This is a genomic window from Dyella sp. BiH032, assembly GCF_031954525.1.
In the GTDB taxonomy this organism is placed as follows: Bacteria; Pseudomonadota; Gammaproteobacteria; order Xanthomonadales; family Rhodanobacteraceae; genus Dyella_D.
The window spans coordinates 4,142,158-4,168,723 of record NZ_CP134867.1; the positions used below are offsets into that span (position 1 = coordinate 4,142,158).

General features: G+C 67.8%; 21 protein-coding genes. 12 read left to right on the top strand and 9 right to left on the bottom strand.

The window, feature by feature from the left end; translation table 11 throughout:
- Positions 1-343 precede the first annotated feature (343 nt).
- The gene (locus RKE25_RS18265) at positions 344-6,799 is read left to right on the top strand and encodes an autotransporter-associated beta strand repeat-containing protein (protein WP_311839514.1); all 6,456 of its coding nucleotides are present in this window, start codon (positions 344-346) and stop codon (positions 6,797-6,799) included.
- 42 nt (positions 6,800-6,841) lie between these two features.
- Here the strand turns inward: RKE25_RS18265 and RKE25_RS18270 are convergent, their stop codons facing one another.
- Both RKE25_RS18270 and RKE25_RS18275 read right to left on the bottom strand, forming a co-directional pair.
- Positions 6,842-8,020: a diguanylate cyclase gene (locus RKE25_RS18270; RefSeq protein WP_311839515.1), complete on the bottom strand. Its 1,179-nt coding sequence runs from the start codon at positions 8,018-8,020 to the stop codon at positions 6,842-6,844.
- 197 nt (positions 8,021-8,217) lie between these two features.
- Positions 8,218-11,286 carry a TonB-dependent receptor gene (locus RKE25_RS18275; protein ID WP_311839516.1) on the bottom strand — a complete coding sequence of 1,023 codons (3,069 nt, stop codon included), beginning with the start codon at positions 11,284-11,286 and terminating at the stop codon, positions 8,218-8,220.
- A 528-nt stretch (positions 11,287-11,814) separates the two neighbouring features.
- Between RKE25_RS18275 and RKE25_RS18280 the strand changes: the two genes are divergently transcribed.
- Positions 11,815-12,183 (top strand): BON domain-containing protein, encoded by a 369-nt coding sequence (locus RKE25_RS18280; protein WP_311839517.1) that lies wholly within the window; start codon positions 11,815-11,817, stop codon positions 12,181-12,183.
- Between the two features lie 163 nt (positions 12,184-12,346).
- On the opposite strand, the gene RKE25_RS18285 is transcribed toward RKE25_RS18280, so the two are convergent.
- Together RKE25_RS18285 and RKE25_RS18290 are read right to left on the bottom strand one after the other, a co-directional pair.
- Positions 12,347-13,513 (bottom strand): PilT/PilU family type 4a pilus ATPase, encoded by a 1,167-nt coding sequence (locus RKE25_RS18285; protein ID WP_311839518.1) that lies wholly within the window; start codon positions 13,511-13,513, stop codon positions 12,347-12,349.
- A gap of 115 nt (positions 13,514-13,628) precedes the next feature.
- Entirely contained in the window at positions 13,629-14,666 is a 1,038-nt protein-coding gene (locus RKE25_RS18290; protein WP_311839519.1) for a type IV pilus twitching motility protein PilT, read from the bottom strand.
- Between the two features lie 357 nt (positions 14,667-15,023).
- Here RKE25_RS18290 and proC point away from each other — a divergent pair, with 357 nt between their 5' ends.
- Both proC and RKE25_RS18300 read left to right on the top strand, forming a co-directional pair.
- Complete coding sequence (proC, locus tag RKE25_RS18295) at positions 15,024-15,848, top strand: pyrroline-5-carboxylate reductase (protein ID WP_311839520.1); 825 nt, start codon at positions 15,024-15,026, stop codon at positions 15,846-15,848.
- Positions 15,845-16,417: a YggT family protein gene (locus tag RKE25_RS18300; protein ID WP_311839521.1), complete on the top strand. Its 573-nt coding sequence runs from the start codon at positions 15,845-15,847 to the stop codon at positions 16,415-16,417. Before proC ends, RKE25_RS18300 begins: the two co-directional genes overlap by 4 nt.
- 537 nt (positions 16,418-16,954) lie before the next feature.
- Here the strand turns inward: RKE25_RS18300 and RKE25_RS18305 are convergent.
- From RKE25_RS18305 to pdxH, 3 genes are all read right to left on the bottom strand, one after another.
- Positions 16,955-17,770 carry a cobalamin-binding protein gene (locus tag RKE25_RS18305; protein ID WP_311839522.1) on the bottom strand — a complete coding sequence of 272 codons (816 nt, stop codon included), beginning with the start codon at positions 17,768-17,770 and terminating at the stop codon, positions 16,955-16,957.
- A 100-nt stretch (positions 17,771-17,870) separates the two neighbouring features.
- On the bottom strand, positions 17,871-18,311 hold the full coding sequence (locus RKE25_RS18310) for a secondary thiamine-phosphate synthase enzyme YjbQ (RefSeq protein WP_311839523.1): 441 nt from the start codon (positions 18,309-18,311) through the stop codon (positions 17,871-17,873).
- 10 nt (positions 18,312-18,321) lie between these two features.
- Positions 18,322-18,909 carry a pyridoxamine 5'-phosphate oxidase gene (gene pdxH, locus RKE25_RS18315; protein ID WP_311839524.1) on the bottom strand — a complete coding sequence of 196 codons (588 nt, stop codon included), beginning with the start codon at positions 18,907-18,909 and terminating at the stop codon, positions 18,322-18,324.
- A gap of 39 nt (positions 18,910-18,948) precedes the next feature.
- Here pdxH and RKE25_RS18320 point away from each other — a divergent pair, with 39 nt between their 5' ends.
- Positions 18,949-19,779 (top strand): kinase, encoded by an 831-nt coding sequence (locus RKE25_RS18320; protein WP_311839525.1) that lies wholly within the window; start codon positions 18,949-18,951, stop codon positions 19,777-19,779.
- A 41-nt stretch (positions 19,780-19,820) separates the two neighbouring features.
- Here RKE25_RS18320 and RKE25_RS18325 read toward each other — a convergent pair whose 3' ends face one another.
- Positions 19,821-20,162, bottom strand: a complete 342-nt coding sequence (locus tag RKE25_RS18325; RefSeq protein WP_311839526.1) for a heavy metal-binding domain-containing protein — start codon at positions 20,160-20,162, stop codon at positions 19,821-19,823.
- A 660-nt stretch (positions 20,163-20,822) separates the two neighbouring features.
- Positions 20,823-21,659, bottom strand: a complete 837-nt coding sequence (locus RKE25_RS18330; RefSeq protein WP_311839527.1) for an NAD-dependent epimerase/dehydratase family protein — start codon at positions 21,657-21,659, stop codon at positions 20,823-20,825.
- 28 nt (positions 21,660-21,687) lie between these two features.
- Between RKE25_RS18330 and RKE25_RS18335 the strand changes: the two genes are divergently transcribed.
- The 7 genes from RKE25_RS18335 (at position 21,688) to RKE25_RS18365 (ending at position 26,411) form a co-directional block, all read left to right on the top strand.
- Positions 21,688-22,227 carry a shikimate kinase gene (locus RKE25_RS18335; protein ID WP_311839528.1) on the top strand — a complete coding sequence of 180 codons (540 nt, stop codon included), beginning with the start codon at positions 21,688-21,690 and terminating at the stop codon, positions 22,225-22,227.
- 2 nt (positions 22,228-22,229) lie between these two features.
- Positions 22,230-23,327, top strand: coding sequence for a 3-dehydroquinate synthase (gene aroB, locus RKE25_RS18340; protein WP_311842427.1), 1,098 nt, complete (start codon positions 22,230-22,232; stop codon positions 23,325-23,327).
- A gap of 14 nt (positions 23,328-23,341) precedes the next feature.
- Positions 23,342-23,653, top strand: coding sequence for a hypothetical protein (locus RKE25_RS18345; RefSeq protein ID WP_311839529.1), 312 nt, complete (start codon positions 23,342-23,344; stop codon positions 23,651-23,653).
- Positions 23,654-23,699: 46 nt separating this feature from the next.
- Positions 23,700-23,960: a WGR domain-containing protein gene (locus tag RKE25_RS18350; RefSeq protein WP_311839530.1), complete on the top strand. Its 261-nt coding sequence runs from the start codon at positions 23,700-23,702 to the stop codon at positions 23,958-23,960.
- Position 23,961: 1 nt separating this feature from the next.
- The gene (gene hemE / locus RKE25_RS18355) at positions 23,962-25,035 is read left to right on the top strand and encodes a uroporphyrinogen decarboxylase (RefSeq protein WP_311839531.1); all 1,074 of its coding nucleotides are present in this window, start codon (positions 23,962-23,964) and stop codon (positions 25,033-25,035) included.
- Between the two features lie 201 nt (positions 25,036-25,236).
- Positions 25,237-25,644: a VOC family protein gene (locus tag RKE25_RS18360; protein WP_311839532.1), complete on the top strand. Its 408-nt coding sequence runs from the start codon at positions 25,237-25,239 to the stop codon at positions 25,642-25,644.
- An 80-nt stretch (positions 25,645-25,724) separates the two neighbouring features.
- On the top strand, positions 25,725-26,411 hold the full coding sequence (locus tag RKE25_RS18365) for a DUF4328 domain-containing protein (RefSeq protein WP_311839533.1): 687 nt from the start codon (positions 25,725-25,727) through the stop codon (positions 26,409-26,411).
- Positions 26,412-26,566 lie beyond the last annotated feature (155 nt).

Below are 26,566 nucleotides of genomic sequence, written 5' to 3' on the forward strand. Positions count from 1 at the left end.
TCGTCGCGAAGCCCTGCCCGATCCATTGCACAGGAGGTGTCACATGGTCGCCGCTCTACGGAACGATGTCGGACAGGCTCAGCGCTCGCTGCCACGGCAGGCTGCACCGCCTGAAAGCTGACCCGGCCGGGAGAGGCCCGGCCGGACGCTGTCCGCCGCCCGCTTTTCCCTGGCTCCACGCCGGCTGACACCGGCCCCCTAGCGCACGCCCTCGCTCGACCGCCGGTTCCGGCGGACCGAGCGCAGACACGTGACCTGCACGACCGGGGCTCATAGGAGAGCCCCGCGCTTCAAGCAGCAAGCCGCCCGGCATCGGCTCACTCGACTCAGGGGTTTAAAACGCATGAATCGCATCTACCGGCTTGTCTGGAACCGCACGCTGCGCGTGCTTCAGGTCGCCTCCGAACTGGCCCATGGAGGCCGTGCCGCCGTTCCGGCGGCCGGGACGCCGCGTCGACCGCTCGCGCGGCGCGCACTCGCGCTGGCCTGCCTCGCCGCGTGCGGTATCCCCGTGGAATCGGCCATCGCCGCCTGCTCGCCGATCAACCCCACCAACGGAGCGACCGTGACCTGTTCGGGGGTGGCGAACCCGCTCGCGCCCTCCTACGCGTCGAGCGCCGACAACCTCACGGTCAACCTGTCGCCCGGCTCGTCGGTCGGCGTGCTGCTTGGGCTCGGCGGCACGGCGATGTCGCTCACCGGCAACGGCACCACGCTCAATAACAGCGGCACCATCGATCCTTCCCTGCTCGGGCTGCTGAGCCTGCTTTCCTCCGGCACGGTCATCGGCAATCCGAATCTCGGCAGCGCGATTCCCGGCAGCACGGTCACCGTCAACAATCTGAACACGATGAAAGGCACGACCGGCCTGCTCGGGCTGAATCTGGCCGATCTCACCGGCATGGCATTGGCCGTACGCAACGGCGCCGGCGGCACCACCACCATCAACAACAGCGGCAGCATCGGCTCGAGCGCACTGCTGGGCGTGTCGCTGCTGGGATCCGATGCGCCAGTAGTCGCCGCCTATGGCGGCGCCCAGGTCAACTTCACCAACACCGGCACCATCATCGGCCGCACCGCGTTCGAGGCATCCGCCGCGGGCAATACCTTCATCAATGCCGGCACGATCAGCGGCAGCGTGTCGATGGGCACCAACAGCACGAACACCTTCACCGCGGTGAACGGGTCGGACATCAACAACGGCGGCAGCCTCGGGCTCAACCTGCTCGGCGTGCTGGGCATCAACCTCGGATTCGCGCCGACCGGGCAAATCGACGGCGGCGCCGGCGGCAGCAACACGCTGGTGCTGCAGAACGCGGTCACCGGCACAGGCTCGGGCGTTGGCGGAACCGAGACCGTCGCCTCGTCCGGCACCTACATCAACTTCCAGCACCTGACGGTCAACAGCGGCACGTGGGATCTGCAGGGCGCGCTGGTCAGCGGCGATGCCACGCTCAACGGCGGCCTGGCCAAATTCGACAGCGACGCCAATTTCGGCAGCGCTTCGACCATCGTGGCCAATGGCGGCGGGATCGGCTCGAGCGTGAGCGGCGCGACACTGAGCAAAGCCGTGTTGCTCAATGCGGGCGGCCTCACGCTCGCCGGCACCAACGACTTCACGATGTCGGGCGTGCTGTCCGGCAGCGGCGCCCTGACCGCGAGCAACTCCGGCACGGGCGCGCCGCCTCCCGTGATTACCGTGACCCTGGATGCGGCCAATACCTATACCGGTGGCACCACCGTCACCAGCTACACCACCCTCGCGCTCGGCACGAACGGTTCGCTGGCGGGCACCGGCATGGTCAACCTGCAAGGGCCCCAGGCGACCTTCGATATCTCAGGCGCCGGCAGCAACCAGACCATCGACGCGCTGACGGGCAATGCCGGCACGGCAGTCGCCCTCGGCGCGCGCACGCTCACCCTCGGCGACAGCGCCAACACCACCTTCTCCGGCGCGATCACGGGCACCGGCGGCATCGTCAAACAAGGCAGCGGCACGTTCACTCTGGGCGGCGCCAATACCTTTACCGGCGCCACCACGATCAATGCAGGCACGGTGGCGATCGGCACGGGCGGCAGCCTCTCTTCCGCCGGAACCGTGGCGCTGAACGGCGCCACCGCGGTTCTGGATGTTTCCGGCACCAGCAGCGCCCCGACCATCGGCGCCCTATCCGGCGTCGCCGGCAGCCAGGTCGTGCTGGGCACGCAGACGCTTACCCTGGGCAACGCCACCAGCACGACATTCGCCGGCACCATCGGCGGCACGGGCGGCATCGCGAAGCAAGGCAGTGGTGCGCTCACGCTGACCGGAACGAACACCTACACCGGCGGCACCGCCATCAACGCCGGCACACTGGCGCTCGGCGCCGGCGGTTCGCTCGCCGCGAGCGGTGCGGTGACGCTCGCCACCGGTGCGACCTTCGATCTGTCGGCCGCCGGCGCACAGAGCATCGGCAATCTCGGCGGCACGGGCGGCACGGTGAACATCGGCGCGAATGCCCTGACGCTCGCGCCGTCCGGCAGCAGCTCGTTCGGCGGCGCGATCGCCGGCAGCGGCGGCGTGGTGATCAATGGCACCGGCACACAGACACTGACCGGCGCCAACACTTACACCGGCGGCACCAGCATCCAGGCCGGCACGCTTGCGCTCGGCGCCGGCGGCAGCCTCGGCGCGGGCGGATCGCTCACGCTCGCGCCGGCCGGCACGTTCGACATCGCCGCCGCGGGCAACCAGACCATCGGCGCGCTGGTGGGCAGCGGCGGCACCATCAATCTCGGCGCCAACACGCTGAGCGTCGCCGGCAGCGGCGGCGGCAGCTTCGATGGCGTGATCCAAGGCACCGGCGGCCTGACCAACACCGCCAATGCCCTGGTGCTCAACGGCATCAACACCTACACCGGCGCGACGCAGGTACAGGCCGGCAGCCTGATGGTGGGCGGCGATGCGGCGCATGCGAGCGCGGCCGTCGGCGGCGACGTCACCGTGGCCAGCGGTGCCTCGCTGGGCGGTTTCGGCACCATCGGCGGCAGCGCGTCGGTGCTGGCCGGCGGCCATCTCGCGCCGGGCAATCCCACGGGCACGCTGACCGTGAACGGCGATCTCACGCTCGCGCAGGGCAGCCTGCTCGACTTCTCGTTCGGCGCACCCGGCCCGAATTTCACCACGTTCGGCACCGGGCACAACGTCGCCGTCGGCGGCAATCTCGCGATCAACGGCGCCACCATCAACGCGATCGATGCGGGCGGCTTCGGGCCCGGGCTGTACAACCTGTTCACTTACGGCGGCACGCTGACCGAAACCAATGGAGGCATCGCGCCGCCGTCGGGCTTCACGATCCAGAACCTCACCGGCAGCAAGCAGATCAACCTGATCAACACCAACGGCTTGACGCTGAACTTCTGGAACGCCAACGGACTGGCCAGCAACTCCACCATGGGCGGCGGCAGCGGCACGTGGTCCCTGCCGCAGGCGAACTGGACGGACGCGACCGGATCGGTGACGGCCACCCGGCAGCCCGCGGACGCGTTCGCGATCTTCGGCGGCGCACCGGGCACGGTGACGGTCGATGACGGTCCGGGCGGCTCGCAACCGGTCACCGCACTGGGCATGCAGTTCGCCAGCGACGGCTACGTGATCACCGGCGGTGCGCTTGCGCTCGTCGCACCCTCGCCGGGCGCGCTCAGCGAGATTCGCGTGGGCGACGGCAGCGCGGCCAGCGCCGGCTGGACCGCCACCATCGACAGCACGCTCACGGGCCTGGGACTCAATAAGACGGGTGCCGGCACGCTGATCTTGAACGGCAGCAACGCATACACGCAGGGCACCCAGTTGAGCGCCGGCACGCTGTCGGTCAGCGCCGATGCCAATCTCGGTGCAGCGAGCGCCGGCCTGGATTTCGAAGGCGGCGTTCTGCAAGTGACCGGCACGTCCTTCCAGTCCACCGCGCGCACGATCACGCTTGGCGCTCCGGGCGGCGGCTTCGATATCGCCGATGCCGCCAATGTCTTCACCGTCAGCCAGGCACTGGGCGGCACCGGTAGCCTGACCAAGCTCGGCGCCGGCACGCTGGTGCTGGCGGGGGCGAACACCTACAGCGGCGGCACGACGATCAGCGCAGGCACGTTGCAGGGAGATAGCACCAGCCTGCAAGGCAACATTGCCGACAACGCCGCGCTGGTCTTCAACCAAGGCACAGACGGCACGTTCAACGGCGCGATCTCCGGCACCGGCTCGCTGACCAAGCTCGGCAACGGCACGCTCACGCTCGATGGCGCCAACAGCTACAGCGGCGGCACCACGATCAGCGCCGGCGCCTTGCAAGGCGATGCGAGCAGTCTCCAGGGCAGCATCGCCGACAACGCCTCGCTGATCTTCAACCAGGGCGCGAACGGCACCTTCAACGGCACAATCTCCGGGACCGGCTCGGTGACCAAGCTCGGCGCGGGCACGCTCACGCTCAACGGCGCCAACAGCTACAGCGGCGGCACCACGATCAGCGCCGGCGCCTTGCAGGGCGATACCACGAGCTTGCAAGGCAACATCGCCGACAACGCGTCGCTGATCTTCGACCAGGGGACGAACGGCAGCTTCGGCGGCGTGATCTCGGGCACCGGCTCGGTCACCAAGCTCGGTGGCGGCACCCTGACGCTCAGCGGTGCCAACACCTACAGCGGCGGCACCACGGTCAGTGCCGGCGCGCTGCAAGGCGACACCGCCAGCCTGCAGGGCAATATCGTCGACAACGCGTCGCTGATCTTCGACCAAGGGACGAACGGCAGCTTCGGCGGCGTGATCTCGGGCACCGGCTCGGTCACCAAGCTCGGTGGCGGCACGCTCACGCTCAGCGGTGCCAACACCTATAGCGGCGGCACGACGATCAGTGCCGGTGCGCTGCAGGGCGACACCGCCAGCTTGCAGGGCAATATCGCCGACAACGCGTCGCTGATCTTCAACCAAGGCGCGAACGGCAGCTTCGGCGGCGTGATCTCGGGCACCGGCTCAGTCACCAAGCTCGGTGGCGGCACGCTCACGCTCAGCGGTGCAAACAGCTATAGCGGGGGCACCACGGTCAGTGCCGGCGCCCTGCAGGGCGACACGACCAGCCTGCAAGGCAACATCATCGACAACGCCTCGGTGATCTTCGAGCAGAACGCCAATGGCGTCTTCAATGGCACGTTGTCGGGGAGCGGCTCGCTGCTCAAGTCCGGCTCGGGCAGTCTCACGCTCAATGGCAGCAATCCGCTCACGGGCGCGACGACGGTCTCGGCGGGCACGCTGGTGGTCGGCGACAACAGCCACCCGGGCGCCACGCTCGCCGGCGCGGTGACGGTGAACAGCGGTGCCACGCTGGCGGGCATCGGCACGATCGGCGCACTGGATCTGTCCGGCACGGTCGCGCCGGGCAACGTTACCGGCACGTTGTCGGTAACGGGCAATGCCGTGTTCCACAACGGCTCCAGCTACCAGGTGGGCGCCACGCCCACCGGCCAGAGCAGCCACATCGTCGTCGGCGGCAGCGCGTCCATCCTCGGCGGCAGCGTGCTGGTGCTGGCGCAGCCGGGCAACTATGCGCCCCGTACGAACTACACCATTCTCACCGCCGCGCAGGGTGTTACCGGCCAGTTCGGCGCAGTGAGTGCGAACCTGCTGTTCCTGACGCCGACGCTCAGCTACACGGCCAACGCGGTCAGCCTTTCGCTCCAGCGCAACGACGTCAGCTTCGAGAGCGTCGCGAACACCAACAACCAGAAGAACACGGCCGGCGCCCTGGATCATCTCGATCCCAACTCGCCCGTATACGACGGACTGCTGGGCCTCGACGCTCCGACCGCGCGGCACGCCTTCGATCAGCTCTCCGGCGAGATGCACGGAAGCATCACTACCGCGCTGTTTGACGACAGCCATTACGTGCGCGACGCGATCAACAACCATCTGCTCGGTGCCGGCTATGGCGGCCAGCGTGCCGAAGGAGCCACGCACCACGGCACCATGGTGTGGAGTTCGGTGTGGGGACACTGGGGCGACCACGACAGCGACGGCAACGCGCACGATATGAGTGCCAACGGCAGCGGCCTGCTGGTAGGTGCAGACCTGCCGGTCGATGCCTTCCGCCTCGGCGGCGTCGTCGGCCACGGGCAGAACAGCCTGCATGTGGACGACGTCGGCTCGTCGGCGCACGCCAAGGCCACCTACGCGGGCGTATACGCGAGTTGGGACCTCGGTGCGGTACGCCTGCGCGGCGGCCTGGCGTACGCATGGCAGAAGATCGACACGGCGCGCAACATGGCGTTCGGTCCGTTCTCCGGCCGGGCTCAGGCCAGCTATGACGCCAACACCGCGCAGGCCTATGTCGATGGCGGCTACACCTTCCAGCTCGGCTCCGGCACGGTCGAGCCGTACGTCAACCTGAGCCAGGTGCACGTGCGCACGGATGCCTTCACGGAGCACGGCACATCCGCGGCGCTGGCCATCGACAAGAGTTCGTCCAACCTGACCGCCGGTACCGCCGGTGTCCGCGGCACGCTCGACCTGGGCCCGGGCGGCCTGCACGGCTATGCCGGCCTCGGCTGGCAGCACGCCTGGGGCGATCGCGTGCCGGACCGCCGCCAGCGCTTCGTCGCGGGTGCGGACAACTTCACTGTCTCCGGCCTGCCGGTGGCCGACGACGCGGGCGTCGTGGACCTGGGCCTGCGTTTCCCCGTGGGGCGCATGGTGACGATGGACTTCGGCTACCACGGGCAGTTCGCCAGTGATGCGCGCGACCAGTCCGCACGGTTGACGGTGAACGTGGCGTTCTGAGCGCAGCGGCGGGCCATCGGCACCACCGGTGGCCCGCCGTCGCTACGGCAGCGGCATGCCCTCCGGCAGCTGCTGGCGCACGCAGTTGCGGCCGTCGGATTTCGCGCGATAAAGCGCACGGTCCGCCGACGACACCAGTTGTTCGAAGGTCGACGCTCCGCCCTCGCCCACCGCGACGCCGATGCTGGTCGTCACCCGCAGGCGATGACCGTTCAACAGCACCGATGAACCGGCCAACGCCGCGCGCAGTCGTTCGGCCAGCTCGCTCGCTTCGCGCAGGCCGGCGCCGGGCAAGGTCAGCAGGAATTCCTCGCCGCCGTAGCGGCCAACCGCATGGCCGGGCCAGGCCACGACCTCGCGCAGCACCGCCGAGGCATGCACCAGCACCGCATCGCCGCCTTCATGGCCCCAGCGGTCGTTGATCTGCTTGAAGCGGTCCAGGTCCAGCGCGAGGATCGCGCAGGGCCGGCCCTGCACCGCGCTGGCTGCCAGGGCTCGGCGCCCCTCCGCCAGCATGGCGCCGCGATTGAGCAGCCCGGTCAGTGCATCGACCGATGCCGCGCGCCGCAGATCCACCATCAGGCGTTCGGTGATCATCAGCAGCAGGGCGAAGTACGCGGCGAGACTGATCACGATGCCCGCGACGTACGTCAGCGTGACCGGCGCGCCGGCGCGAAAGATGCTTCCCGCCGCCCCCGGACTCAGCGGCACGAATGGACGAACCGTGAACAACAGTGCATCCGCCGCCATCACCAGGGCGAGGATGCGGGCGCTCAGGCGTATCTCGCGCGGCGCAAAACCCAGCAGCAGCACGACGCACCACACGTCCCAGACCACCGCCTGCACGCTGGCCAGCACGATGCGCGTGCGCAGGTCGGGCACGACATAGGCGAACCAGGCGATGCCCGATGCGTACAGCAGCACGATGGCGAGCGGCACGCGCCAGCGGAACGGCCGCGCCAGGTGCAGCGCGAGGCCGCGGACCATCAGCGCGCCCGCCAACGCGATCAAGCTATTGGCGAGCACGATGGAAAGGACGTCGGGGATCTGCCCGCGCAGCGAGATCAGCGTGATGCCGATGGTCGACACCCACAGGCTGGCCACCCAGATGCGCAGTGCCGCCTGCCCGCGCAGCACCAGCATCAGCGAGGTGAAGCCGATGGCCGCGCTGATCGCGGCCAGGAAGCTGACGAACAGCAGGGTGGGAAGGTCAAGTTGCATAGGTGCCCCGCTCCTGCGGGCGTCCGGCCGCGCCGGCTGGCGTTGCAGTTCCGCCCCTGTAGCGGCGGCGGCCCCCTGGAACTTGAGCTCAGTCTTTTACGGCCGGCGAAAAAAACCACCGGCGGGTGCCGGTGGCTGAAAAAGACACTGCTGAAACACCGGCCCGGCGCCTGGCGGCACCGGACCGGCAGGCCCGATCAGAAGTCGTAGCGGGCGGTGACACGGAAGTAGCGCGGATCCGTGTAGTTCAGCTCGCGACCGTACAGCGGGTTCACCGTCGTGCGGTTCAGCGCGTAGCGGTAGTTGTACATCGTCGCCGTCTGGCGGTTCAGCACGTTGATCACGTCCAACTGCAGCGTCAGCTTGTTGTCCATCCAACCCGGCGTGTAGGCCGCGTTGAGGTTCAGCTGATAGGTCCACGGCGTGGTGCCGTGCGAGCCGCGCGGCGAGATCGTGTAGCCCGGCTGGCCCGGCAGGCCGCAGAACCAGTACGTGGAGCTGTTGTACAGGCCCTTGTCCGCGGTCGGGTAGAAGCTGGTGCAGTTCTTCGGACGACCCGAGGCCGCCACCAGCGTGCCGCCGAAGCGCCACTCGGTGTTCAGCTGGTAATAGCCGAACGCCTTGACCTGGTGCGCGCGGTGGTTCGGGAGCACGCCGTTGGAACCGACCATCAGCTGCGGCAGGTCCCAGTCCTGGGTGCGCGACACGTCGGTCTGGCCGCCCGCGCCGGTATCCAGGTCGGAGGCCAGCTGGCCTTCGGTGTTGCCGTAGTTGCGCGAGAAGGTGTACTCGACCTTGCCGTACCAGCTGTCGGCGAACGGATGCTCGACGAACAGATCGACGGCGTAGTACTTGCGCTTCAGATCAGGCAGACCGAGGTCCTTCTGGCTGAGGTGCACTTCCTTCAGGCTGCCGTCCGCCTGCGGCACCAGGAAGGTGTTGCCGCGACCCGGGTTGAAGGTCAGGCACTTGTTGCCGAGCGCCTGGATACAGGTGTCGTCGATCGCGCTCATCAGCTTGCGGTAGGTCAGCTTGGCGCCCCAGTTGAACGTCGGGGTGAGCTGCTGCTCCATGCCCAGGATGTACTCATCCTGGAAGTGCGAGCGAAGGCCCTTGGCCGCCACGGTGCGCGGGTCCGGCGCCTGGCCGCATTCCTTGTTGGAGGACACGCCGCCGGTGTTGGCGCAGATGAACGGGCTGGTGGGATCGACCGCGATCGGGTTCAGGCCGAGCGGGGCGCCGCTGTTGGGGTCGACGCCCGTGTAGGTGAAGTACTGGTTGCTGATCAGCGAACCGGACACGCTGCGTACGGCGGCATTGTTCGGCACGGCCAGGTGGTAGCGGCCCGCGTTGGCGAACACCTTCAGGCTGGAGTCGCCGAACACGTCCCACGACGCGCCCAGGCGCGGCGCCAGCTGATGACGCTGCTTGATGTAGGCGTCGCCGTTCTTGTTGTAATTGGTGAACTGCTCGTTGCGCAGGCCCAGCGACAGCAGCCAGCGATCGGAGACCTGCCAGCGGTCTTCGATGAACTGCGCCGCCTGGTCGGTTTCAACGCCGGCACGCTGGGTGTTGTACGCCTTGTAGACGTAGTAGCCCTGCGCGCCCAGGCCGCCCGCCGAAGCCGGCGAGCCGATCACGCCCAGGCCCGGATCGATCGCGGTCGCCGGGTTGGTCTGCTTGGCGTAGATCCACGCGTAGCCGCCCGCGTACTCCTTGCCGGTGAACGACTTGGCGTTCTGCGCGTCGTAGCCGAAGCGGATGTCGTGGTCACCGAGGCGATACTCGATGTCCAGGCGCCAGCCCTTGGTCTTGTCGTTCGCGCCTTCCAGCGGCAGGGTCGAGGTGACCGCGGTCTGGCAGCTGTTGTAGGTCAGGCCCGGGGCCTGCGCGTTCGAGCCGACCGAGATGTACGGGCAGGCCGGGTCGAAGCCGTAGTTGGTCTGCACGTGCTTGACGGTCTGCGTGCCGTACAGCGCCGACACGGTCAGGTCGTCAGTGATGTAGCCGGTGTACTTGGCGATATAGAGGTCGCCGCCGTCCTTGTTGTACACGCCGCCCGTCTGCTTGCTGCCATGGCTCAGCGACTTGTAGTCGTAGGCATAGCGCTGGGAGGTGGTCTCGGTCTTGTCCGACACACCCGTGAATTCGAGGATGTGGTTGTCGGTGATGTTCCAGTCGATCTTCGCCGTCCAGCGCGGGATCTTGGAGGTGAAGTCGCTGTAGCCGATCTTCGAGGCGGACGCCGCGGAGTTCGAGAAGGAACGCACTTCGGCGCCTTCCTGGCGGTTCACTTCGGCGTCGATGTAGTAGAACAGACGATCCTTGATCAGCGCGCCGCTCAGGTAGGCGCCGACCGTGGACTTCCAGTACTGGTTGCGGTTGCGGTACTGGTACAGCGTGCCGTCGGTGGCCGCGTTGGTGGCTGCGCCAGTGTGCGGGAAGTAGTTGTTGCGCGGGCTGGCGCGCAGCGCCTCCGGTTCCCAGATGGTGTAGACGCCACCCTTGGTCTGGTTGCTGCCGCGCTTGGTGACGATGTTGATCACGCCGCCGGTGGAGCGGCCGAACTCGGCGCCGTAGCCGCCGGTCAGCACCTGCTGCTGGTCGATCGCGTCGAACGGCAGCTGGGTGAAGCCGATCGAGGTCAGCGGATTGGTCACGGCGTAGCCGTTGATGAAATACGCATTCTCCGACGACGCGGCGCCGCCGAAGCTGGGCACGCCGTAGCTGGAGTTGGCGACCACGCTCGGCGCCAGCAGCGCGGCGGCGGCGATGTCGCGGCCGATCGGCAGCTTGGCCAGCTGTTCGGAGGTCAGCACGGTGCGGGTGTCGACCGAGGACACGTCGATCGCCGGAAGAGCCGAAGCCACCACCGACACGCCGTCGAGGTTCTTCGCGTCAGCCGCGGTCGCCGTCGCGGCCGAGGCACCGAAGGACACTTCCGTGCCGCCGGCGATGCTCAGCTCGACGTTGTCGCGCGTGCTGACGGCAGCGCCGTCGTTCTTCAGGGTGACGGTGTAGCGGCCGGTCGGCAGCGAGCTGAAACGGTAGCGACCCTGCTCGTCGACCGTGGCCGAACGGGTCAGGCCGGTGTCGACGTTCTTGATCTCGACGGTGTTGCCCGACTGCGGGGCCACCTGGCCGAAGATCGAACCGGTGATGTTGGACTGAGCGAGGGCGCCGGTGCTCGCCAGGGCGAGGGCAACGGCCAGGGCCAGGGACGAACGCCCCTTAGGCCGCTTCGTAAAAGCAGCGAAGTAACTCACGAGTTGTACTCCCATCAACTTGTAGCAACGCAAAGATCCGCAGTAGGTGCGGACCGGGGATGTGGGTCGTGCGGGCCCGGGGTGGGACCCTGCTCAGAGGAAGAACGGAACGCTCCCGGACGGCTCAACCAGATGGCCCTCGACGAGCCCCCCTCTCGCAACCGTCCGGCCCCAAGAGCAGCCGGCTGTATAACGCAACATCGTGCGAAGCTCAACGAATTCGTAACGCAATTTTCTGAGCTGTGTCACTAGTCATGACCCTGCTTTCGCACATGAAATGCCGTAATCCACTGTCTTGAAAGAGAACATGTGCTGCCGCACCGCAGCAGCGCAAGTTTCGCGAAAGCTTACGAATTCTCTGCATCTCGAGCACGAATCCTTCGCAATGAGCAGCCCGCACTGAACGGGCCGGCCCGCTATCGAAGCGATGTTCACACCGGTGCTGTTGGTATGGACGACGGACGCTCAAAGCGACCCGTCCTACTGTCCGCGTCCCCCGGACAGCGTCCCCTACACAGGAGAGTTGCCATGCAGACTTCGACTTTGTTCCGCAAGACCCTGTTCACCGCTGGCCTGGCCGCGGTCTTCGCCGCCTCGCCGCTGGCGCAGGTCGCCGCGCAGGATGCCGGCGCAATGCAGAAGTCCTCTACCAACCAGACCGTGCCCGACAAGGCCGCCGACGGCTGGATCACCACCAAGGTGAAATCCGAGCTGGCGACCACCAAGGGCGTCAAGAGCGGCGATCTGTCGGTCAATACGACGGACGGCGTCGTCACCATCACGGGCACCGCCGCCAGCTCCGCGCAGAAGGCCAAGATCGAAAGCGTCGCCAAGGCGGTCAAGGGCGTGAAGACGGTCGACACCAGCGGCGTGACCATCAGCGATACCGCCAAGTGACCGTCGCGCTGGCAAGCGCGCAAGACTGGAAAGGGGCCGCAAGGCCCCTTTCTTTTTTGACGTAACGAAGAACGCAGCCGCTATCGCGGCGCTAAAACAGGAACGGCGGCCCGAAGCCGCCGTTCTCCATCGTGAAAGAAATCCGGTTCGCCGGCTCCCCCGCTCAGCGATACAGCATCCCGCCGCCGAACTGGTTGGAATCGCGGGTCTCTTCCAGCTCCACCCCGTCCAGACCCTGCGAAAGCGTGTGGGCGTCGCCGCCCTGGGCCAGCTTGATGCGCAGGCGCACTTCGTTGGAGCTGTCGGCGTGGCGCAGGGCGTCCTCGTAGGAGATCTCGCCGGCGTGGTAGAGCTCGACCAGGCTCTGGTCGAAGGTCTTCATGCCGAGGTTGGTGGATTCCTTCATCACTTCCTTGAGCTTGTGGATCTCGCCCTGGCGGATGTAGTCCTGCACCAGCGGCGTGCCCAGCAGGATCTCCACCGCCACGCGGCGGGCCTTGCCGTCCGGCGTGGGAATGAGCTGCTGCGCCACCACGCCCTTGAGGTTGAGCGACAGGTCCATGAACAGCTGCTGCCGGCGGTCTTCCGGGAAGAAATGCAGGATGCGGTCCATCGCCTGGTTGGCGTTGTTCGCGTGCAGGGTGCATAGGCACAGGTGGCCCGTCTCGGAGAAGTTGATGGCGTGCTCCATCGTCTCGCGCGTACGCACCTCGCCGATCATGATCACGTCCGGCGCCTGGCGCAGCGTGTTCTTCAGCGCGTTCTCCCAGCTGTCGGTATCGATGCCCAGCTCGCGCTGCGTGATGATGCAGCCTTCGTGCTTGTGCACGTATTCGATCGGGTCTTCGATGGTGATGATGTGCCCGGTCGAGTTGGCGTTGCGGTAGCCGATCATCGCCGCGAGCGAGGTCGACTTACCGGTGCCGGTGCCGCCGACGAAGATGATGATGCCGCGCTTGGTCATCGCCAGCTGCTTGATCACCGGCGGCAGGCTCAGTTCCTCCACCGTCGGGATCTTGGCCTCGATCCGGCGCAGCACCATGCCCACGCAGTTGCGCTGGTAGAAGCACGAGACACGGAAGCGGCCCACGCCCTGCGCCGAGATGGCGAACTGGCATTCGTGGGTCTTCTCGAACTCCTCGCGCTGGGCGGGCGTCATGACGTTGAGCACCATGTCGCGCGACTGCTGCGCGGACAGCGGGCTCTGCGTGATGGGCACGATGCGGCCCTGCACCTTCATCGACGGCGCGACGCCGGCCGTGATGAACAGGTCCGAGGCCTTCTTGTGGACCATCAGCTTGAGGAAGGAGGTGAAATCGAAGTCGCTCATATGCCCTCCGGGAGGGAGTCGGGAATAGAGAACAGGGAATCGGAAGAGCAAGTCCGGGCAAGCTTGCGGTTACGCGCTTTACCCATTCTCTATTTCCCAATCCCCATTCCCTGGATTACTTGAACACTTCCTTGTTCCTGGCATAGGCCGCCGCCTGCTGGCGCGTCACCAGGCCGCGCTTGACCAGGTCTTGCAAGTTCTGGTCCAAGGTCTGCATGCCGTATTGCTGGCCGGTCTGGATGGCAGAGTACATCTGCGCCACCTTGTCCTCGCGGATCAGGTTACGGATCGCGGGGATGCCCACCATGATCTCGTGCGCCGCCAGGCGTCCGCCGCCGACCTTCTTGAGCAGCGACTGCGAAATCACCGCGCGCAGCGATTCGGACAGCATCGAGCGCACCATCGGCTTTTCGCCGGCGGGGAACACGTCGATGATGCGGTCGATGGTCTTGGCCGCCGAGCTGGTGTGCAGGGTGCCGAACACCAGGTGGCCGGTTTCCGCGGCGGTCAGCGCCAGGCGGATGGTTTCCAGGTCGCGCAGCTCGCCCACCAGGATGTAGTCGGGGTCTTCGCGCAGCGCCGAGCGCAGCGCCTCGTTGAAGCCGTGGGTGTCGCGGTGCACCTCGCGCTGGTTGACCAGGCACTTCTGCGAGGTGTGCACGAATTCGATCGGGTCCTCGATGGTGAGGATGTGGCCGTATTCGTTCTTGTTGATGTGATCGACCATCGCCGCCAGCGTGGTGGACTTGCCCGAGCCGGTCGGGCCGGTCACCAGGATCAGGCCCTGCGGTTGCTCGATCAGCTCGCGGAAGATGCGTGGGGCGCCCAGGTCCTCCAGGGTGAGCACTTCGGAGGGAATGGTACGGAACACGCTGCCGGCGCCGCGGTTCTGGTTGAACGCGTTCACGCGGAAACGGGCCAGGCCGGGGATCTCGAACGAGAAGTCGACTTCGAGGAATTCTTCGTAATCGCGACGCTGCTTGTCCGACATGATGTCGTAGATCAGCGAGTGCACCTGCTTGTGCTCGAGCGCCGGAATATTGATGCGCCTGACGTCGCCGTCCACGCGGATCATCGGCGGCAAGCCGGCGGACAGGTGCAAGTCCGACGCCTTGTTCTTCACCGAGAAGGCCAGTAGTTCGGCGATATCCATGGATTCCCCTTCGAACGTCAGCTTTGGGCGGTACGCGCGGGGAACGGTCGCGGGCAGCCTGACACGGCCTGTGCGCTGCCACCCTCGCAGGTCCCCCTCGCAGCGGCCCGATACTACTCGCGGCGCGGCGACAGGGGCCAGTCTTTCGACCGGCCGATGTTTGAAAGTGATAACCGCGTAGGCCGGGGCACGCCGGGGGGCTGGCCCCGGCCGCGCCGCGGGGATGCCCTACGCCCAGCGCGGCCAGCCGCCCCTGCCGGAACGGCGGCCGGCGATGCCGCGGCGCTCGTTGGGTTCGCTGCGCTCACCCCCACCTGCGGGTAAGGTATGGCCCCCGGTTTACCCCAAGGAGTCCGCATGACCCGCATCGCTTTCATCGGCGGAGGCAACATGGCGCGCAGCCTGATCGGCGGCCTGCTGAAGACCGGCATCGCGGCCTCCACGGTCAGCGTCGCCGAACCGCGCGCCGACGCGCGGCAGGAGCTGGGCCGGGAGTTCGGCGTCGCCTGCTATGCGGACAGCCGCAGCGCGGTTGCCGACGCGGATGTGGTGGTGCTGGCGGTGAAACCGCAAGTCATGCCGGCGCTGCGCAACGAGCTGCAGGACGTGTTCAAGCAGCGCCGCCCGATGCTGATCTCCATCGCCGCGGGCGTGCGCATCGACCAGTTGGAACGCTGGTTCGGCAGCCTGCTGCCGATCGTCCGCTGCATGCCGAATACGCCGGCCCTGATCGGCGCCGGCGCCACCGGCCTGTGCGCCAACGGGCGCGTCAGCCAGCCGCAGCGGGCGCAGGCGCAGCACATCCTGGACGCGGTAGGGCTTACTCGCTGGATCGACGACGAGGCGCAGATGGACACCGTCACGGCCCTGTCCGGTTCCGGCCCGGCCTATTTCTTTGCCTTGGTCGAGGCCTTGGAGGATGCGGCGGTCGCCCAGGGCATGCCGCGCGAGACTGCACGCGCCCTCGCCGCCCAGACCTGCCTCGGCGCCGGCCGCATGCTGGCCGAAAGCGGCGAAGCGCCGGCCGAACTGCGCCGCCGCGTCACTTCCCCCAACGGCACCACGCAGGCTGCGCTGGAAAGCTTTGCCGCCGATGGCCTGCCGCGTATCGTCTCCCGCGCCGTCGCCGCCGCCACGCGCCGCGGCGAAGCACTGGCCGCTGCCCTGGATGACGCCTCGTGAGCTATCTGCTGACTGCCTTTTCCTTCCTGGTCGACATCGCCTTCGGCCTGATCGCCACCGTGTTCCTGCTGCGCCTGCTGGCGGAAGCCAGCCGCGCGGATTTCAACAATCCGCTGAGCCAGTTCCTCTACCGTTACACCAACCCGGTGCTGGCGCCGCTGCGGCGTGTGCTGCCCAACTGGCGGCGGATCAATCTGGCGGCCGTGCTGGTGCTGTGGCTGCTGATGCTGCTGCGGCGGGCGATCTCCTACGCCTTGCTGGGTGCGGCGCCGAATATCCTGGGACTGCTGGTGCTTGGCCTGGCGGATCTGCTGGATCTGGTGCTGTTGACCTACGTGATCCTGATCTTCGTATGGTCGCTTTTCAGTCTGTTCTCGATGAATCAGCGTCATCCGGTGCTGCGCCTGGTGGGCAGCCTGGTGGGGCCGGTGATGCGGCCGTTACGCGGCAGGCTGGTGGCGGGGGGGCTCGATTTTTCGCCGTGGGTGGCGATGATCGTGCTGATGTTGTTGCGGATTTTGGTGGCGGCGCCGTTGGCGGCGCTTGGGACGCAGTTGGCTGGGCATTGATGGGGCTCGCCGAGGGGCGTGCGCTGACAAGTGGCGGCATCGCTCGGTTGTCGCCTTATGACTAGCCCTGTCTCGCCCGGAGGGCGAGGGTTTCGCTCTCCTGCCGGAGAGCGAGTTACTTCTTCTTTGCTTGCCCAAAGAAGAAGTAACCAAGAAGAAAGGGCCCCCTGCGCGGCGCCCTCCGCAGCCTACGCTGCTCCGGGTGCGTTGAGGTCTGGCCGGGCTTTTCGACAGGGCATCCTTGCCCTGATCGAAAAGGCGGGGGCGTCCTGCCCCCGCCCCGCTTCGCGGGCCTGATCGTCCAGCCCTCACCGCCGCGAAGGGAACCCGGCAGATCAAGAGCCGTACGGAGCGTCGCTTCGCTCGCTCTTGTTTGGTTGGTTGCTTGCCTCGGTACATCACTTCTCCTTCTCCCCTCCGGGGAGAAGGCGGGATGAGGGGCGGGTGCTCGCCACAAGCCATCTAGGGCTAAATCTCAATATGCCGCATGAGCATCGGTGAAACCCAACAGCCCGAAAGCGACGCCCATCAGGCACGCTACGCCCCTCTTTCACCCCTCGCAGCCCATGCCGCGATGTGCCGATGCAATTCCGCCAGCCCATCGAACAACGCTGCCGGCCCCGGCTGCAGGATGATTGGCGATTTGATCTCGTACACGTCGCCATGGCGCACCGCGGGAATCGCATCCCAACCAGGCCGTGCTGCGACGTGTTCCGGGCGGAAGCGCTTGCCGCACCAGGAGCCGAAGATGATGTCGGGTGTGGCGCGGACGACCTCGGTGGGGTCTTCCAGGATGCGGTGCTTCGCCAGCGACTCGCCCGATTGCCGCGGGAACACGTCTTCGCCGCCGGCGATGCGCACCAATTCCGCCACCCAGCGGATGCCGGTGATCAGCGGCTCGTCCCATTCTTCGAAATACACGCGCGGACGCTTGGGCAACGCTTCGGCTGCCGCGAGTACTGCGGCGATATGCCGCTCCGCTTCGCGGGCATAGGCTTCGGCTTTCGCCGTGGCGCCGACCATCGCGCCGAGCCGGCGGATGTAGGCGAGGATGCCGTCCACGCTGCGATGGTTGCTGATCCACACTTCCACGCCCGCCTTGATGAGGTCGCGCGCGATGTCCGCCTGCATGTCGGAGAAGCCAATCACCAGGTCCGGCTCCAACTTCAGTATTTCGCCGATCTTCGCGCTGGTGAACGCCGACACCTTCGGCTTCTCCTTGCGCGCCCGCGCCGGCCGCACGGTGAAACCGGAGATGCCGACGATGCGGTGTTCTTCGCCGAGTGCATACAGCACTTCGGTCGGTTCTTCGGTGAGGCAGACGATGCGGTGGGGGAAGGTGTCGTCGGACATGCGTCGGGGCTGAGGTGGGAAAGCGGCGTCCGACACTGCCATAGCCGGCCGGCGTCGCCAAAAGAAATGAAGGAATCGGCGAACGGTCGCGGCGTGACGCTCAGTGACCGACCACCGTCACCGTGATCTTGCGCTGATGCGGATCGCGCCGGTGCTCCCACAGGTACACGCCCTGCCACGTCCCCAGCACCAGCTTGCCGCCGTGCACCGGCAGCGTGAGGCTGACGCCTGTGAGGATGGAGCGGACATGGGCGGGCATATCGTCCGGGCCTTCGGCGTCGTGCTCGAAGATGGCGTCGCCGTCGGGCACGGCGCGGGCGAACCAGCGTTCCAGATCCTCACGCACTGCCGGATCGGCGTTCTCGCTGATCAGCAGCGAACAGCTCGTATGGGTGGTGAAGACATGGGCGATGCCCGTCTGCACGCCGCTGGCCATGACCGCCTCGGTCACCTTGTCGGTGATCTCGCTGAATCCGCGGCCGCGCGTATGCACGGTGAAACCCTGTTGGGCGACGTGTCCGGCGGGCGCGGCTCGGGTCATGGCGGGTTCCTCAGGGATACAGCATGCGGTGCGTCCAGGTCTGGCCGTGGCGGCTCCAGCGCACGCGCTCGTGCAGGCGGAACTGGGCCCCGTACCAGAACTCGATCATGTCCGGCTCGACCACATACCCGCCCCAATGTGGCGGACGCGTGACGTCGCGCCCTTCGAACTCCTGCTCGTAGCGCGCCACGCGCTGCTCGAAAGTCTCGCGGTCCGGCAGGGTCTGGGACTGCAGCGAGGCCCACGCACCGATCTGGCTCATGCGCGGGCGGCTGGCGAAGTATGCATCGGACTCCTCGTCCAGCAGCTTGCGCGCGGCGCCTTCGATGCGCACCTGCACACCTTCGCGCAAGGTCTTCCAATGGAAGCAGAGCGCCACCTGCGGATGCGCTTCGAGCTGGTTGCCCTTGTCGCTCTGGTAATTGGTGAAGAAGCGAAAGCCCCGCTCGTCGGCGCCTTTCAGCAGCACGATGCGGGAGCTGACCCGGCCGCCGGCGTCGGCGCTGGACAAGGTCATGGCGGTCGGCTCGGGATCGCCGCTCGCCCGGGCACCCTCCAGCAGCTGTTGGAAGGTCTCGAGGATTTCAGGTTTCAGCATGGGTCTTGAATCGTGGCCGGCGCGCGTCATCATGCGCGGATGGTTAACGATGCTAGCACGCAGAATTCCACCCTGGCGGGCCTCCTGCTGGACCAGTACGCCGGGCGCATCGCCCGCTCCAAGCGACCGTACCTGCTCGGCATCTCCGGCCTCCAGGGCAGCGGCAAGAGCACCTTGGCGCGGGAAGTGAAGACCCAAGCCGAGGCGCGCGGCTGGGCGACCGAGATACTGTCACTCGACGATTTCTATTACAGCCGCAGCGACCGCGAGGCCCTTGCCCACCAGGTGCATCCGCTGCTGCGCACCCGCGGCGTGCCCGGCACGCACGAGATCGAACTGCTGATGTCCGTGCTGGCGGCGCTGCCGCACGCCTCGGACAAGCTGCCAGTGACCTACCCCCGCTTCGACAAGGGCCGCGACACGCGCGTCCCGCCGTCGCGCTGGCCCCGGGTGACGCGCCCGCCGAAGCTGATCATTCTGGAAGGCTGGGCACTGGGCATCCGCCCGCAGCTGCAGTCCGCTCTGGAAGTTCCGGTCAACGAACTGGAGCGCACCGAAGACCCCGACGGCACCTGGCGCCACTGGGTCAACAAGCAGTTGCGCGGCTACCAGCCGTTATGGCGTAAGCTGGATGCGCTCGTGGTGCTGCAGGCGCCGAACTGGGAAGTGGTGCGCCAGTGGCGCAGCGAACAGGAGGAGCAATTGCTGGCCCGCCACGCGCCGCTGGCGATGGAAGCGTCCGCCATGGAACGCTTCCTCGCCCACTTCGAACGTCTCAGCCGCCACGCCCTGGCCACCCTGCCCGCGCTGGCCGACACCTGCGTGGAATACGACACGCAACGCCACGTCACCGGCCTCAGCCATTTCTAAGCCGGCGACGCACGCAGGCGTCGCCGCTCCACTTCCCCGACTTATGCGACCGGCTCGACCTGCACCGCCGTGCCGTAGGCCAGCACTTCGGTCACTCCTTCTGCCACGTCGTTAGCGTCGTAGCGCATCGCCACGACCGCGTTGGCGCCATGCTCGCCGGCGTGCTGAAGCATGAGCTCGAAAGCTTCCTCGCGCGCCTTCTCGCAAAGCTCGGTGTAGATCGAAATATTCCCACCCACCAACGTCTGCAACGCCGCCCCCAGATTGCCGATGACACTGCGCGAGCGAACCGTGATGCCGCGCACGATGCCCATGGGACGGACAACGCGATAGCCGGGAAGGTCGTTGGCGGTGGTGACCATGTGGGGGGAGATGCGGGCCATGGGGAGTCCTTGCGTTGGAGTGTGGCGGGATCGTCCCACACAGTTGGGGAAGAGTGATGGATGGAGGATTTTTGTGCGGAAGTTTTGTGGAGCGTTGTCGCGAGCACCCGCCCCTCATCCCGCCTTCTCCCCGGAGGGGAGAAGGAGAAGTGATGGACCGAGGCGAAAACCAAACAAGAGCGAGCGAAGCGACGCTCCGTCGCGCTCTTGATCTCCCGGGTTCCCTTCGCGGCGGTGAGGGCTGGACGATCAGGCCGCCGCAGGCGGGCGGGGACAGGACGTCCCCGCCTTTTCGATCAGGGCAGGATGCCCTGTCGAAAAGCCCGGCCAGCCCTCAACGCACCCGCAGCAGCGAAGGCTGCGGAGGGCGCCGCGCAGGGGGCCCTTCTTCTTGGTTACTTCTTCTTGGGCAAGCAAGAAGAAGTAACTCGCTCTCCGGCAGGAGAGCGAAACCCTCGCCCCGGAGGGGCGAGACACGGCTGGCCATGAGGCGACAACCGAGCCGTGTCGCTACTGGGTGACTCGCTGCGCCCGCCCCTTCGGGGCCGCCCTACGCGCGTTCTCCGCGCCACGCGCTACGTCTGGTCTGCGCCGGAATGACGAGTAGGTGGAGGCGAGGCAACCCTCCGCGCCCGTTGGGGTTCGCAAACTCACCCCAACCTACGTTCCCTCGAGCAAAACCCGATACCCCTCCCGCGCATCCCCCCAAACCACCCCAAACCCACTCCCCCGCAACCGCGCATTACTCAACCGCTTGCTCCCGACACCCGGCGGCGCCGCCCCCTCCTCCGGCCGGGACGCCCCAACCAACCCCGCCAGATGCTCGTAAAGCACGTGCAGCGGCAACGGCGTGTCGTCCACACCGACATACACGCGTTCCGGCGCAGTCAGGCCCAGCAGGTGCACCGCCGCCGCTGCCGCATCGTCGACGTGGATGCGGTTCGACCAATGCGGCGGATCGCGCCGCACCGGCGCCTGCCCGGCGCGGATGCGCTCGACCAGCTGCATGCGTCCCGGCCCGTAAATACCCGCCAGCCGCAGGCTCACCGAAGACACCGGCTGCGCTGCCAGCCATCGCTCCGCCTCCAGCAGAACGCGGCCGTTGAAGCCCGGCGGAGCGGGAGGCGTGTCCTCGTCCACCCAGGCATCGCCATGCTCGCCGTACACCGCGCTGGAAGACACGAACAACACGCGCTGCAACGGCGCGTCCGCGAGCGCTGCCATCAGGTACTGCAGGCCGTCGACGAACACCGCGCGATAAGCCGCTTCGTCGCGCGCGCCCGGCGTCGGCGAAAACACCACCTGGCTGAGGCCGGACGGCAGGTCGCGCAGCGTGTCCGGCCGGGTCAGGTCGCCGCGCAGCCAGCGCAGGCCATCCCCGGCGTCCGCGGGCGGCGAGCGGCGCAGCGCGAACACTTCGGCGCCCTGCGCCAGCAACCGCTGCGCGACGCGCAGTCCCAGATCGCCGCATCCGGCCAGCAATACCCGTTCGGTCATGTCGAGCCTGCTGCTAAAGTCGGCATATATGAATCCCTCGTGCAACCTGTTCATCGTCGGTCCGACCGGCGCCGGCAAGACGTCGATCGGACGACGGCTCGCCGCGCATTATGGGCTGGAGTTCCTCGATCTCGATCAGGAAATCGAGCGCCATTGCGGCGCCGCGGTGAGCACGGTGTTCGAGCTGGAGGGCGAGGCCGGTTTTCGCCGGCGCGAGAGCACCCTGCTCGACGACTGCAGCGCCCGCCGCGGCGTGGTGCTGGCCACCGGCGCCGGGGCCGTATTGGATCCCGCCAACCGCCGCCTGCTCGCCGAGCGCGGCTACGTGCTGTGGCTGCAGGCCACGCTGGAACAGCAGTTGGAACGTCTCGCCCGCGACCGCAGCCGCCCGTTGCTGGCCGGCGAGGACCGCCGCGCGAAACTCGAAGCCATGGCCCTCGTACGCACGCCGCTCTATCAGGACATCGCCGACCTGGCGATTCCCGGCGAGCACGAACTCGTCCAGGCCGCCAGCGAACGCAGCATCGCCCTGATCGACCAGCACTGGCAGCGCCAGCAAGCCGCATGAGCATGAACGACACGACCCAACCCCGCACCATCGACGTTGCCCTCGGCGCGCGCAGCTATCCCGTATGGATCGGCGCCGGACTGCTGGAGGACCGCGACCGCTGGTGCGCCATGCTGCGCGGCCGCCATGCGCTGGTGATCAGCAACACCACGGTAGCGCCGCTGTATCTCGACCGCGTGGCCAAGGGTCTCGAAGGCCTGCAGTGGTCGGCCTTCCTGCTCGATGACGGCGAAGCGCACAAGACTTTCGACAACGTCGGCCGCGCGCTGGATGCGCTGGCACAGCTGGGCGCCACGCGCGATGCCTGCGTGGTCGCGCTGGGCGGTGGCGTGGTGGGCGATCTGGCCGGCTTCACCGCCGCGTGCTGGATGCGCGGCATCGACTTCATCCAGATGCCGACCACGCTGCTGGCAATGGTCGATTCGTCCGTCGGCGGCAAGACCGGCGTGAACCTGCCGGCGGGCAAGAACCTCGTCGGCGCCTTCCACCAGCCGCGCGCAGTGATCGCGGATATCGACACGCTCGCCACGCTGCCGCAGCGCGAATACCGCGCGGGCCTGGCCGAGGTGGTGAAGGGTGCGGCGATCGGCGACCTGCCGTTCTTCGAATGGCTGGAAACGCAGGCCGACGCTCTCGCCGCCCGCCAATCCGTTCCGCTGACCGAAGCGATCGCGCGGAAGGTCGGCTACAAGGCGGGCGTGGTCGCCCGCGACGAAACCGAGCAGGGCGAGCGCGCATTGCTCAACCTCGGCCATACCTTCGGCCATGCGCTGGAAACCGCGGGCAAGTACACCGTGCTGCTGCACGGCGAAGGCGTGGCGGTCGGCATGCTGCTCGCCGCGCGGCTGTCCGAGCGCCTGGGCATGAGCGGCGCCGCGGATACCGCGCGCCTGCGCCGCCTGCTGGAGCGGCTGGGCCTGCCCACGGCGATCCCGCCCGGCATGGATCCGGAAGCGCTGCTGGCCCTGATGCGCCTGGACAAGAAGAACACCGCCGGCACGTTGCGCCTGATTCTGTGGCGCGGCATCGGCCGCGCCGAGATCGTCGGCGGCGTGGACGAGCGCGCGGTACTGGCCACGCTGCGCGAAGCCGTCGGCTGAAGGCGCGCGCAACCGTGGCGCACGAGCTTCTGGACGGACCCGGTGGCCTGGCTCGACTGCTGCGCCTGATCATTGGAGACCTGGCCTGGACGGGCGGCTTGCGCCAGCTCGGTCGCGGCGTGCTGCTGGTCCTGACCCTGGGGCGGTTTCCGCGCGGTCGCCAGCTCGAGCGCCATGGCCGTCTGATTGCCTGCGCCGGCGTACTGACGCTAGCTGCGGCATGGGGCGCCATCGCTCTCTGGAACCAGCGACACAGCCAGCCACCCGCCGGTGCACGGCCCGCTGCGGCTTCGCCGCACTCGCCCCCGGCCGGCTCCGCCCCCTAGAATGAGCGACTTGCGGCTCACCGCACCTATCCACATGCAACCCTCCATGCGCCTCTACCTGCAAACCGCGCCCGGCTCCGGCGAAGCGCCCCGCTATGTCCAGATCGTGCTGGAGCAGGACCTGCTCGGCGGCTGGACGCTGTATCGCGAGACCGGCGTGCAGGGCGGCAAGGCCACGCTCAAGCGCGAGCAGTTCCTGGAGCGCGACGACGCGATAGCGGCGTTCGAGAAGGCGCGCGACGCGCAGCTCAAGCGCGGTTATCGCCTGATGTTCAGCCAGGGCATGGACGGCCCATACGGACGTTGAAATGACCGAAGTCCTCAAGAACGACCGCTTCCTGCGCGCGCTGCGCCGGGAGCCCACCGACACCACGCCCATCTGGGTGATGCGCCAGGCCGGCCGCTACCTGCCGGAATACCGCGCCACCCGCGCGCGCGCCGGCAGCTTCATGGCGCTGGCGCAATCGCCGGAGCTGGCCTGCGAAGTGACGCTGCAACCGCTGGAGCGCTTCGAGCTGGACGCGGCGATCCTGTTTTCCGACATCCTGACCGTTCCCGACGCGATGGGGCTGGGCCTCAGCTTCGCGCAGGGCGAAGGCCCGCAGTTCGCGCATCCGGTGCGCACGCGCGCCGACGTCGAGAAGCTGGACGTGCCGGACATGGACGGCGAGCTGCGCTACGTGATGGATGCCGTGCGCCTGATCCGCCGCGAGCTGCACGGCCGCGTGCCGCTGATCGGTTTTTCCGGCAGCCCGTGGACGCTGGCCTGCTACATGGTCGAGGGCGAAGGCTCGCGCGATTTCGCCACGCTCAAGGCAATGTGCTGGAACGAGCCGAAGCTCGCACACCAGCTGCTCGACACGCTGGCGCGCTCGGTCGCCGCCTACCTGGCCGCGCAGGCCGCCGCCGGCGCGCAGGTGCTGATGGTGTTCGACACCTGGGGCGGCATGCTCGGCCCGGCACCGTTCCGCGAGTTCTCGCTGCGCTACATGGCGCAGGTGGTCGACGCGCTGAAGGCCGATGCGCATGCGCGCGAGCTGCCGGTGATCCTGTTCTCCAAGGGTGCCAACCGTCATCTGTCCGCCATGGCCGACACCGGCTGCGCCGCGCTGGGCGTGGACTGGACGATCGACCTGGCCGATGCGCGCGCCGCGGTCGGCGGGCGCGTGGCGCTGCAGGGCAATCTCGACCCGGCGGTGCTGCGCTCCAATCCGGAGACCATCCGCCGCGAAGCACGCGCCGTGCTGGACAGCTACGGCCCTCACCCGGGCCACGTCTTCAATCTCGGCCACGGCATCACGCCGGAAGTCGAGCCGGAGCACGTGAAGGTGCTGGTGGACGAAGTGCACGCGTACGGACGGACGCTGCGCGCGCCAGCGTGAACGTCCCGGCGCCGTTTCGCCGCGGCGAATCGCAAGAACGCACTCGCCGGGCCGGCTCCCGGCGCCAGCTCCGCCACGGCTTCAAACGATGGCGGCCCGCCTTCGAGCGGGGCGGCCTGAGCGCGCCACGCGCGGGCGCCGAGACGAACGGCTAGAGTCTGCCGTCCACCGCCGCGCCGTGGGGCGCGCGAGGAGACTGTCATGCGCGACAACCGCTCCATGCCTGCCTGCACGGTGATTCCCGAGCTCGCTTACACCGACGTCCGCGAAGCCGCGGAATGGCTCGCCCGCGCCTTCGGCTTCCGTACGCGCCTGCGCATCGGCGACCACCGCATCCAGATGCATGCCGGCGATGGCGCCATCGTCGTCGTCGAAGGTGGCGGCGGACCGGTCGCCCCCCAGGCCGTGCTGATGCGCGTCGCCGATGTGGACGCCCATACCGCCCGCGCCCGCGACGCCGGTGCCACCGTGCTCCGGCCACCAGTTACCTATCCGTACGGCGAACGGCAGTGCAGCCTCGTCGATCCCGGCGGTCATGTGTGGACGTTCTCCGAGTCCGTGGCGGACGTGGATCCGGCCGATTGGGGTGGCGAGCTGGTCGAGCCATAGCGCGCCGGGCCCGGCTCGACAACGGCGCCCGCGCTGGCCGATGATCTCCGCGCCCGGACCGGGCAGGGGGAAAACCGACCATGGAATACACGTACCGCGACCTGAAGGCGCGGACGACGTGGCTGAGCGGCCTGCTCTATGCGCAGGCCACGCTGGACGTCGCTTCGCTGTTCACCAACCACGCCGAACGCGACGTCCTGCACCGGATCACCGACATGACCGCCGAGAACGCCGAGGCGATCCGTGCGGCGGCCGAGCGCAGCGACTTCTGGCAGAAGCTGGTCGCCTACCCCCAGCTCGCGCTCCTGCTACTGACCTTCGTGCTGGCGGGGATGTGGATCTACCGCGCCGCCGCCAACGTCCGCGCGCTGGGCGCCACGAGGCTCGAGTACACCCCGGGCTGGTCGGTGGGTTGGTATGCCGTGCCGTTCGCCAACCTGATCAAGCCCTTCCACGCCATGAACGAGATATGGCGAGCCAGCCGCGATCCGCGCGGCTGGGAGGCTCTACCGACGCCGCCGGATCTGCGCGTCTGGTGGGGCCTGTGGCTGGCCTCGTGCATCCTGGGCCGCGCTGCCATGCAGATGAGCCTCCACGCGGAGCAGGTCGGAGAACTGCTGGACGTCAACATGGTCCAGACCGCGAGCAACCTGGTCAGCCTGCCGCTGGACCTGCTGTTCGTCCACATCCTGATCCGCATCACCGGCATGCAATCGGGGCATCCCGTCCCGGCCGACCAGCCTCCGGCGCTGCCCGAGCCCGCCTGAGCCCACGGCGGCCGGGCGGCCGACCGCCAGACGCACCCTCCGCCGACCGGTGCCCGCTGCATTCCGGGCAGCGCGCCCCCATCTCATCCTGGCGGCGCCGCCGGGCTTTTTTGGCAGCCCAGGCCCCGCCCCGTACAATCGTCCTCCTTTGACTG

Bases quoted from the DNA above. Each gene is read 5' to 3' on its own strand.
- RKE25_RS18265 (WP_311839514.1), top strand. From the start codon at position 344: ATGAATCGCATCTACCGGCTTGTCTGGAACCGCACGCTGCGCGTGCTT.
- RKE25_RS18270 (WP_311839515.1), bottom strand. From the start codon at position 8,020: ATGCAACTTGACCTTCCCACCCTGCTGTTCGTCAGCTTCCTGGCCGCG.
- RKE25_RS18280 (WP_311839517.1), top strand. From the start codon at position 11,815: ATGCAGACTTCGACTTTGTTCCGCAAGACCCTGTTCACCGCTGGCCTG.
- RKE25_RS18285 (WP_311839518.1), bottom strand. From the start codon at position 13,513: ATGAGCGACTTCGATTTCACCTCCTTCCTCAAGCTGATGGTCCACAAG.
- RKE25_RS18290 (WP_311839519.1), bottom strand. From the start codon at position 14,666: ATGGATATCGCCGAACTACTGGCCTTCTCGGTGAAGAACAAGGCGTCG.
- proC (WP_311839520.1), top strand. From the start codon at position 15,024: ATGACCCGCATCGCTTTCATCGGCGGAGGCAACATGGCGCGCAGCCTG.
- RKE25_RS18305 (WP_311839522.1), bottom strand. From the start codon at position 17,770: ATGTCCGACGACACCTTCCCCCACCGCATCGTCTGCCTCACCGAAGAA.
- RKE25_RS18310 (WP_311839523.1), bottom strand. From the start codon at position 18,311: ATGACCCGAGCCGCGCCCGCCGGACACGTCGCCCAACAGGGTTTCACC.
- pdxH (WP_311839524.1), bottom strand. From the start codon at position 18,909: ATGCTGAAACCTGAAATCCTCGAGACCTTCCAACAGCTGCTGGAGGGT.
- RKE25_RS18320 (WP_311839525.1), top strand. From the start codon at position 18,949: ATGGTTAACGATGCTAGCACGCAGAATTCCACCCTGGCGGGCCTCCTG.
- RKE25_RS18325 (WP_311839526.1), bottom strand. From the start codon at position 20,162: ATGGCCCGCATCTCCCCCCACATGGTCACCACCGCCAACGACCTTCCC.
- RKE25_RS18330 (WP_311839527.1), bottom strand. From the start codon at position 21,659: ATGACCGAACGGGTATTGCTGGCCGGATGCGGCGATCTGGGACTGCGC.
- RKE25_RS18335 (WP_311839528.1), top strand. From the start codon at position 21,688: ATGAATCCCTCGTGCAACCTGTTCATCGTCGGTCCGACCGGCGCCGGC.
- aroB (WP_311842427.1), top strand. From the start codon at position 22,230: ATGAACGACACGACCCAACCCCGCACCATCGACGTTGCCCTCGGCGCG.
- RKE25_RS18350 (WP_311839530.1), top strand. From the start codon at position 23,700: ATGCGCCTCTACCTGCAAACCGCGCCCGGCTCCGGCGAAGCGCCCCGC.
- hemE (WP_311839531.1), top strand. From the start codon at position 23,962: ATGACCGAAGTCCTCAAGAACGACCGCTTCCTGCGCGCGCTGCGCCGG.
- RKE25_RS18360 (WP_311839532.1), top strand. From the start codon at position 25,237: ATGCGCGACAACCGCTCCATGCCTGCCTGCACGGTGATTCCCGAGCTC.
- RKE25_RS18365 (WP_311839533.1), top strand. From the start codon at position 25,725: ATGGAATACACGTACCGCGACCTGAAGGCGCGGACGACGTGGCTGAGC.